1 protein-coding gene and 1 pseudogene are annotated in these 2138 nt (G+C 61.5%); one reads left to right on the top strand and one right to left on the bottom strand.

Translation table 11 applies throughout. The features are described from left to right. Nucleotides 1-302 precede the first annotated feature (302 nt). Nucleotides 303-1598, top strand: coding sequence for a lipopolysaccharide biosynthesis protein (locus EOA85_RS33490; protein WP_127212563.1), 1296 nt, complete (start codon nt 303-305; stop codon nt 1596-1598). 227 nt (nt 1599-1825) lie between these two features. Here the strand turns inward: EOA85_RS33490 and EOA85_RS38330 are convergent. After that, nucleotides 1826-2138, bottom strand: a pseudogene (locus tag EOA85_RS38330) (transcriptional regulator); the annotation flags it as partial.

The raw sequence follows: 2138 nt of genomic DNA on the forward strand, positions 1-2138 counted from the left end.
AAACCAGCGATGGTTCAGCTTCTTCTTCGCCGCGCATCGCCCGGCCGAGCGCCAGCAAGGACCGCTCGCGCCTCCAATCTTCACGGTTTTGCCTGTCGACCATTATCGTGGAGCTTGCCCTTGGCGGCTTGGACGCGCGCGGTCAGCCATTCGTTAAGCCACGCTAAATAAGCATAGGAAACAAAAGGTTAATTTCCCTGCCTTGAAGACGAGGTTTCCCTCTTCGGTTGTGTCTTTCTTGAACGCAACGAAAGCGTTCCGAACCGCGCGTTAAACTTTCCAGCCTATGCTGTCTCCGACACATGACTCAGGCTGGTGATATCCCGCAAAGGTGGCCCCTCGCCCGGATCGGCGCTTTCGTTGCCGAGCGACGGGGGCTGGTTCGCGACTATCTTTCGGCGATCAGCGGCGCGGGCGGGCGGCTGGTGTTTTCGCTGACCTATTTCATCGCGCTGGCCAACACGCTGTCCATCGCCGAGTTCGGCATGTTCGCCACCGCTTCGGCGGCCGGCGTGATGCTGTCACGCATGCTGGCCTTCGGTTTCATCTCGGCGCTTTACCGAACTGCTACCATCCGCCCCAATCTGATCGGCACCTTCACGGCCGGCTTCCTGCTGCTTGGCGTGATATCGCTGCCGTTGCTGGCTGCCGCCTCTTACGGCGTCTACCTGGTCTTCTTTGCCAGCGCCGTGCCGCTATCCGTCTTTGCGGCGGTCGTGTTTGCCGAGGCGCTGTTGTGGCGGCCGGTCGAGGTCGCGCTGATCGTCAACAATGGGCTCGGCAAGTTCGGCCGCGCCGCCCTGCTGACGATCCTGGCGACGGCCTTGCGGGCGCTCGGCGCCGTGCTGTTCATGTTCGCGCCGCAGCCGACCATAGGTGTCTGGTCCTGGTATTATATCGCCGCCAACGCCGCCTCGCTGCTGCTCGCCTTCGGATTTTTCTATCCGCGCCAGAGGCTGCGGCTGCGGCTGGCGCTCTATATCAGGCGGCTCGCCGATTCCATCTACGTGGCCGGCGCAGAGGTGCTGTTCTACCTGCAGATGGAATTCGACAAGCTCCTGGTGCTGGCGATCGGCGGGCCGCACCTGGCCGGTATTTATTCGATCATCATGCGGCTGGTCGACCTGACGGCGATCCCGATCCGCACCTTTTCGATGATGCTCGTGCAGCGCATGATGCGGGCGCCGGAACTCCTGTCGCGCCTGACGGTCAAGAGCGGCATAGAAGGCGGCGTGTTCCTGGTCTCGACGCTGGCGCTGGCGGCGCTTGCCATCGTGCTGCATTTCTTCCCCAACGCGCTCGGCAGGAATGTCGCGGAGGCCGCCCCTCTGGTGGCGCTGGCGATCTGTGTGCCTGGGTTGCGCAATCTGGTCGAATACCAGGCCGAGCTCCTGTTCGCGCGCGGCCAGACACTGGTGCGGGCGATCAACCTGGCCCTGCTTGCCGGGCTGAAGGCGGTCCTGCTGACCTATGTGCTGACCACGATCCTGGACACGCCGGATCTGGTGCTGTCACTCAATGTCGTCTTCCTGCTGCTCTATCTCGCCTCGACGCTGCTCACCTATTCGGCGATGCGCAATCCGGCCAAGCCGGTCTAGGATCAAACTCAATCAGCTGGCCGCCGCAAATGCCGAGATGGGATGGAAAGTTGTCCTTTCGCCATGCGATAATGGCTGCACGACCGAGTTATCTTTCCGGCACCTGAACCCTGACTGGAACGCCGAGCCTAACGCTCCTGACGTAGACCTGACCGTCGACGGCGACACAGTCCACTTTTCTTTTGAACCCATGAGCTTACGACGCCAGAGGGCCCTTTAAAAAGCCTTTATACTGACCGCCCTGCTTCCTTTAGCAGAAGCGCTATCTCCTCAGCCCAGTGAGGGCTGCGGAGTCTCAGCGGTGCCAAGGCGTCGCCTGACGGAGTATCCATGTCGCGCATCTGCTCGACGCATGATCGGGCTTCCGGCAAGCGCCCAAGCGAAACATAGCAGCAGGCAAGCGTTTCGTGGATGGGCCGCCAGGAAGGGCGAACCTTCCGGGCCTTGATTCCCGCCGCAAGCGCCTCATTTGCTCGGCCATTGAACAGGTAAGCGAGTGCCAGCAGATTAAGCCAGACGAAGTTCTGCGGATCGTAGGAG

This window comes from Mesorhizobium sp. M5C.F.Ca.IN.020.29.1.1, from assembly GCF_003997375.1.
GTDB lineage: Bacteria > Pseudomonadota > Alphaproteobacteria > Rhizobiales > Rhizobiaceae > Mesorhizobium > Mesorhizobium wenxiniae.